A 6,874-nucleotide genomic window follows, 5' to 3' on the forward strand; every position below is an offset into this window, starting at 1 on the left:
GAGTGATGGGAGAGAATGTTCAAGAGTGGATTCTAAATGTTCAGATAAAGACATAAAAAAATGAGCGTATTTACATACACTCATTTTTACTACATTTTACTAAAATTTGCTTAACTGACTGGCATTAGCTTAATGCGGGTTTTTTTATTGTTTCAATAGAGGATATTTAATTCTTCTTAGCCAATTTTCAGACAAAAAAATACGCAATGATTGGGGTGTTCATTGCGTATAACAACGAATCTGTTTACACAGGTTCGGTAAAGGAGAAATGTTATGAATTTAGGTATTCCTAAAACATAAGTAGATAATAGAGTGAACGGTCAGTCATTTCATTGGTGTTCACGTTAAGTGATGTTACCTAACGTTAAAACTAAGGAGATTTTGTGAATACCTTCATAAAAAGTGCCTGTAAAAAAAAGCCTTTCACATTGGAAAGGCTTAATTTTATGGAATTTTTTTAAATTTAGAAGTGGAACACACCCAATCCAGATTTAATCTCATCCAACGTTTGTTGGGTAATATCACGGCATCTATCGGTACCAGTTTTTAAAATATCCATGATGTAGTCAGGGTCTTTTTGCAATTCTAAACGGCGTTCACGGATCGGGCCAATCAGCTCTTTTAGCACGCCTTCAAGACGCTTTTTCACAGTACCGTCGCCTAAGCCACCGCGGCGATAGTGTTCTTTCAGCTCTGCAACAGCTTCTTTATCAGGGTCAAATGCATCGAGGTAAGTAAATACGACGTTACCTTCAACTTGACCTGGATCTTCAATACGTAAATGATTTGGATCGGTATACATTGCATTAACAGCTTTCTTGATATCTTTATCAGTTGCGTCAAGCACAATAGTATTGCCCAAAGATTTAGACATTTTTGCTTTACCATCAAAACCTGGCAAGCGACCTACATTAGAGAGTAAAGCTTTACATTCAGGAAGTACGTCACGACCAATTTGACGATTTAAACGACGAACAATTTCATTGGTTTGTTCAATCATTGGAATTTGGTCTTCGCCGACAGGAACGACAGATGCTTTAAACGCTGTAATATCGGCAGCTTGAGCCACTGGGTAGCATAAGAAACCTGCAGGAATGTCACGCTCAAATCCACGCATTTGAATCTCAGATTTGATGGTTGGATTACGCTCTAAGCGAGAAACCGTCACAAAGTTCAAATATAACATGGTCAATTCATTCAATGCTGGTAAGCATGATTGAACGCAAATCGTGGTTTTGGTTGGGTCAATTCCTACAGCAAGATAATCGGTTGCGACTTCAATAATATTGCGACGAACTTTTTCGAAGTTATCAGCATTATCAGTTAAGGCTTGAGCATCAGCTAAAAGAAGATGTTGATGATGCGAATCTTGTAAACCTACACGTGAACGTAAAGAACCTACAAAATGACCTAAATGTAATTGTCCAGTCGGACGGTCGCCAGTCAAAATCACTGGACGATTATCTTGAGTACTCATTATCTGTTCCAAAGTGGTAGTCAAAGCTACGGCTGATTTTCAAAGAATGTCCCCATTGTACGGCATTCTATTTTTGATTGTTACTGACACAGCACAATTGACTGAAAAATGGGTGAATATTTTGTTAATTATTAAAAAACTAAATACAATTTTAGCGTTAAATAGAATTAGAATATTAAAAAATGCCTAAAGGATAAAAATAATGGCGAGTAGCTTATTAATCTTACTTGATGATATTGCAACTGTGCTGGATGATGTTGCTGTCATGAGTAAGATGGCAGCCAAAAAAACAGCGGGTGTCCTTGGAGATGATTTAGCACTGAATGCGCAACAAGTCAGTGGTGTCCGTTCGGATCGTGAACTTCCAGTTGTTTGGTCTGTGGCCAAAGGTTCTTTTGTTAATAAATTAATTTTGGTTCCAGCTGCTTTATTGATCAGTGTGGTTGCACCTTGGCTGATTACACCACTATTGATGATTGGTGGTTTGTTCTTATGCTATGAGGGCGTGGAAAAAGTTCTGCATAGTTTGCATCATAAAAAAGCCAAAACAGAAGAAGTTGCTCGTGAAGAGATGACTAATATTGAAACGGATTTGGTGACTTTTGAGAAAGAAAAAGTCAAAGGTGCCATCCGGACCGATTTTATTTTATCTGCTGAAATTGTGGTGATTTCGTTGGGCACGGTTGCAACTGCGGCATTTGGGACCAAGGTCATGGTGCTTTCGGTGATTGCAATTTTAATGACCGTTGGTGTTTATGGTTTTGTCGCGATGATTGTCAAAATTGATGACTTAGGACTTTATCTCACTCAACAAGCGTCACAATTTAAAAAGACCGTTGGACAAGGTTTGTTGGCATTTGCACCTAAGTTGATGAAGACATTGACCATTGTAGGTACGATTGCCATGTTTTTAGTGGGTGGTGGCATCATTACCCATGGTGTACCTTTGCTACACCATTTTATTGAAGGCTCTGTAGATTATGCAGAACATATTCCTACAGTTGGCAGTATTGTGGGTGCATTAACACCGACTTTAATCAATTTAGTGACAGGTTTTATTGCAGGTTTAATCGTGCTGTGCGTCGTATCTTTAGTTCAAAAAGTATGGCCAAAGTCGCAAAAGGATTAATCTGTAAACGCACGGATATCAACTATTTTATATAAGGAAGATCACTATGCGCTGGAAAGGTCGAAGAGTTAGTTCAAACGTAGAAGACCGTCGCGGTGGTGGCGGTGCAAAAGCGGGTGGGATCAGTATTCTCGGTTTGGTTGTGGCATTTGTTGCGTGGAAGTTTTTTGGTGTCGATCCGCAGCAAGCTTATCAGGCGACTAAACAAGTGACTTCACAGGGTCAAACGGCTGAAGTCAAAGGTCTGGATAATCCAACACCGGAACAACAAGAAGCGATGGATTTTGTTGGCACTGTTTTGGCCGATACGGAAGATACGTGGAATACAGTCTTTCAAGAACAGTTAAATGCTCAGTATAAAGCGCCTAAATTGGTTATGTTTAATGGTGTGGTCAATTCAGGTTGTGGTACAGCACAAGCGGCAATGGGGCCTTTTTATTGCCCAGCAGATCAGAAGGTTTATATTGATACTGCATTCTTTAAAGATATGCGTACGCAAATGGGCATTACGGGTGAACAAAATCAAACTGAATTGAGTCGTCAAGATCAGGCGGGTGATTTTGCGCAAGCCTATGTGGTTGCCCATGAAGTTGGACATCATATCCAAACGATTTTAGGTATTTCTGAGCAAGTTCAGCAGGCGCGTGCGCAAGCGTCTAAAGCTGAAGGTAATCGTTATTCGGTCATGCAAGAACTACAAGCAGACTGCTTTGCGGGTATTTGGGCGCATCATAATCAACAGCGTACCCAATTTTTAGAGCAGGGTGATGTAGAAGAAGCGATGGACGCTGCACATAAGATTGGTGATGACTATTTACAGAAAAGTGCAACTGGGCAAGTGGTCCCAGATAGCTTCACGCACGGAACCAGTGAACAACGTATGAAATGGTTCCAGACAGGGTTGAAATCAGGCAATATCAATAGCTGTGATACCTTTAATCAAGCCATTTAAAACAAAAAAAGGGGGATGCAAACATCCTCTTTTTTTCATTGAAAAATAGATTGAAGCTTATTTGTTGAGAAATGATTTGAAGTTTCGAACAATACGATAGCTGACATACAATGCGGCAAATGCAAATAAAGCCACGCCAAAAACAGTATATTTAAGGCCTGAAATATCGTTTTGATAGAACTGTTTTAATTGGGCATCGCTATAGCGTAATTGTTTTTTTTGTCCAGTGCGGCTATTGGTGAAACTCACATTTTGGATATATTGAAATTGTCCGATTTTCAGTAAATCGAGGTGTTGAATTTGTCGGGTGTGTTGCTGATTAAATTCATCGAGACAAATATCTTGTGCATAGTTTTCACAATTCAGTTTGGCAAGATAACCATTATTCGCCAGCATGATAAAAATCGCACGATCGGGTGATTCATTATTGGAGACCAAAACCAATTGTTCTTTGGGTGTTGAATCCAGTGAGATCGTTTTTGCCTGACTAAAATAGTGCTCAGCACGTAAAATTTCCTGTGACTTGCTATAGCAAGTGAGGATCAGGGCCGCCGTAATGATAAAGATCACCGCAGCAAAAAAGAGTCGAAAAACAGTTTTAATAGTCTGATGCATAGGAGAAATCATGTAGATGATGAAAATGCATAAAATCTATGCAGGCTTGCTATGTTAAATGATCTTGATAAAAGATGTGAAAAAAACTGAATTGATACACGGAATTTAGATAAAATTCGTTAGAATATTTTATTTTTAAATACTAAATAATTTAGTATTTATTTTAAAAATACCTATATCTCACTCTGTAGGCAACACAGCACCAAAATTGGGAACAAAATGGGAAATTATTTTTTTCTACAGGTTTTTACCGTTATTTTTGCACTTTCGATTGCAACCACGATTTTTAATAAACGTATCTTGGGCTTTCCACAAGCCATAGGTGTTCCTATTGTTTCTGCAATTTTTGTCTTTATTTTGCAATGGGGCGCAAGCCTGCTCAATGGCAATCAATTTGTGACGATTAATTTGCACAATATTGAAGAGGCCGTTCGTCATATCGACTTTTATGACTTTTTAATTAATGGCGTGATTTGTTTTATTTTGACCTCATCTGCCTTGAAATTTAAAGTTTCAGATTTACGTTTGCATTGGAAGCCGATCAGTATATTGGCCAGTATTGCCTTGGTGCTTTGTGCGGTGTTTTTTGGTGTTGCCTTATATGGTTATCAGTTCTTAATTGGTCATCATGTTGATTTATTGGTGTTGTTATTATTAGGTGCGGCTTTAGGTGCGACCGACCCGATTGGGGTCAAAGGTGTACTAAGTTCGGTACGTGCGCCACATCATTTGATGGTGAAATTAGAAGGCGAATCTCTCTTTAATGATGCCATGTGTATTGCCGTGTTTATGACTTTACTCAATGTCTTGCAAGGTGAGCATTTTACCGTCCTTGGTACGCTTGAAACACTGTTATATGAAATTGTTGTTGCAATCATTATTGGTTGGGCATTTGGTTTAGGGATTTTACGTTTACTCCGCGGTAAACATGAAATGGAGTCCTTGATTTTAACCACAGCGTTGTTGGCAAGTGGTTCTTATCTAGTCGCTTTATTCGCCCATGCATCTGCACCAATTGCATGCGTCATTGGTGGTTTGATTGTTGGCAATAAATGGAAAGAAATCCTTCAAGATCGTGAAATTCGGGAAGTCAATCATTTCTGGCATACCGTGGAAGGAATCATCAATTCCTTTTTATTTACCCTGATCGGTCTTGAGTTATTTATCTTAGATTTAAGTATCAGCTTGATTTTAGGCGGTATGGTGGCGTTTATTATTTTGCATGCATCGCGCTTTGCAGCAAACTATTTATCTTTTGCATTCTTCCCAAGTTTCCGCAAAAAAAGCTATAACGGTAGTCTTGCGATTTTATCCTGGGGTGGGGTTCGTGGCGGTATTTCATTGGCCCTAATCCTTGCTGTTGCCAATATTCCTGAACTCAGTGAATACAGTAGTATTTTGATTGGATATACATTTATTGCGGTATTAATGTCGGGGCTCGTGTGTGGTCTAGGTTTACCTGCTGTGATGAATGCTTTTTATTACAATCCCAATGAAGAAACCAAAGGCTTTAAAGGTTGGTACCAAAGAATGTGCCATAAAATGAATAAAAAGGGCTTCCAATATATTGTGGGTGAAGATATCCATGGTAATGAAACTATTACGGTTTATAACCCAGAAGCGTTAATAGATACTAAAGCAGATGATGGTGTAGCTGCGGTACATAACCCAGAAAAAGTGCAAGAAGTTCGTCGTTTAGAGAACCCCGAAAACTTCTAAAACTGATTTGTTTGACTTAAAAAAGGAAATGCTTGGGCATTTCCTTTTTTATTTCTAGTTGTGTTCCATCAAGTAACATCAAAAGTCGGGAAATTATGACTGGTCATTCAGCAGGAGATAAAAACATATTGATATTGCGATTAGCTATCAAAAAAGTTCTGATGGACTACATCTACTTGTTGACTCTATAGGTTTGAAGTTATTAGCTGAAGGTGAATCGAAACCTAATAAACATCAGTCTGAAGGTCGACGACAATGGCGTAAACTTCGTATTGGTATAGATGCTGAAAACATTGCAAACATGGACAATTCAGCTCATGACAACAATGTCAGCAGTTCATAAGTACTAGAAAACTTACTTGCATAAATTTCACCTAGTGAGCCAATGAATTCTAGCTATACCGATGGCGCATATGACACAAAATGCTGTAGGCATATCATTTCAGATTTATAAGCACTCTAGTCATTCCTCAAAGAAAAAATGCGAAACCATGAAAAGACAAAAAACTGTGGCTTTGGGAAGAAATGAATTCTTAAAGACAGTCCGACGTGTAAGGTGTGCCGTCATGAAGCTTTTAGTCACATCATGATAAAGTTTATTTGAAGTTCTGCTTTAAATGACGCTGTCTTTTTGCATAAGAAATACGATATCTCGCCATGTTTTTAATTGCATAAATGCGCTCTCTACCAAGGGGCGATATTTATACAAATGGTTGTCATAGCCCAAATGTGTCGATAAAGTTGAATTACTCACTTTGAAAAATACCGATGTGACTTTACAAGATCTAATCGATCACAACCAATTACTGTACTAATCTGTCAAAATTAAGTATTAATCAAAGAGGACCTTCGGGTTCACTGCTGTCCCACAATTTTTCACAAGAGGAAGCTCATTTGAGCTTCCTCTTGTTTTATGGGTATTTTATCGGGTGAAAATAAAGCTTTTAAAGTTCTTCTTTCAAACAAATTCACTTGAATTATT

General features: G+C 38.4%; 5 protein-coding genes and 1 pseudogene. 4 read left to right on the forward strand and 2 right to left on the reverse strand.

What is annotated here, in order from left to right:
• Positions 1-463: 463 nt before the first annotated feature.
• Positions 464-1,477 (reverse strand): tryptophan--tRNA ligase, encoded by a 1,014-nt coding sequence (trpS, locus tag FTV03_RS16595; RefSeq protein ID WP_078193010.1) that lies wholly within the window; start codon positions 1,475-1,477, stop codon positions 464-466.
• A 202-nt stretch (positions 1,478-1,679) separates the two neighbouring features.
• On the opposite strand from trpS, the gene FTV03_RS16600 reads away from it, so the two are divergent.
• Both FTV03_RS16600 and FTV03_RS16605 read left to right on the forward strand, forming a co-directional pair.
• Complete coding sequence (locus FTV03_RS16600; RefSeq protein WP_180042268.1) at positions 1,680-2,606, forward strand: DUF808 domain-containing protein; 927 nt, start codon at positions 1,680-1,682, stop codon at positions 2,604-2,606.
• 46 nt (positions 2,607-2,652) lie between these two features.
• A complete protein-coding gene (locus FTV03_RS16605) occupies positions 2,653-3,558 on the forward strand; it encodes a neutral zinc metallopeptidase (protein ID WP_180042270.1) in 906 nt (301 codons plus the stop codon).
• Positions 3,559-3,615: 57 nt separating this feature from the next.
• On the opposite strand, the gene FTV03_RS16610 is transcribed toward FTV03_RS16605, so the two are convergent.
• Entirely contained in the window at positions 3,616-4,173 is a 558-nt protein-coding gene (locus tag FTV03_RS16610; RefSeq protein WP_180042272.1) for a hypothetical protein, read from the reverse strand.
• Positions 4,174-4,392: 219 nt separating this feature from the next.
• Here FTV03_RS16610 and FTV03_RS16615 point away from each other — a divergent pair, with 219 nt between their 5' ends.
• Both FTV03_RS16615 and FTV03_RS18060 read left to right on the forward strand, forming a co-directional pair.
• Entirely contained in the window at positions 4,393-5,892 is a 1,500-nt protein-coding gene (locus FTV03_RS16615; RefSeq protein WP_180042274.1) for a sodium:proton antiporter, read from the forward strand.
• A 121-nt stretch (positions 5,893-6,013) separates the two neighbouring features.
• Positions 6,014-6,446 (forward strand): annotated as a pseudogene (locus tag FTV03_RS18060) (transposase); the annotation flags it as partial.
• Between the last annotated feature and the right edge of the window lie 428 nt (positions 6,447-6,874).

The sequence above is a fragment of the Acinetobacter sp. YH12218 genome, from assembly GCF_013417925.1.
Taxonomy (GTDB): domain Bacteria; phylum Pseudomonadota; class Gammaproteobacteria; order Pseudomonadales; family Moraxellaceae; genus Acinetobacter; species Acinetobacter amyesii.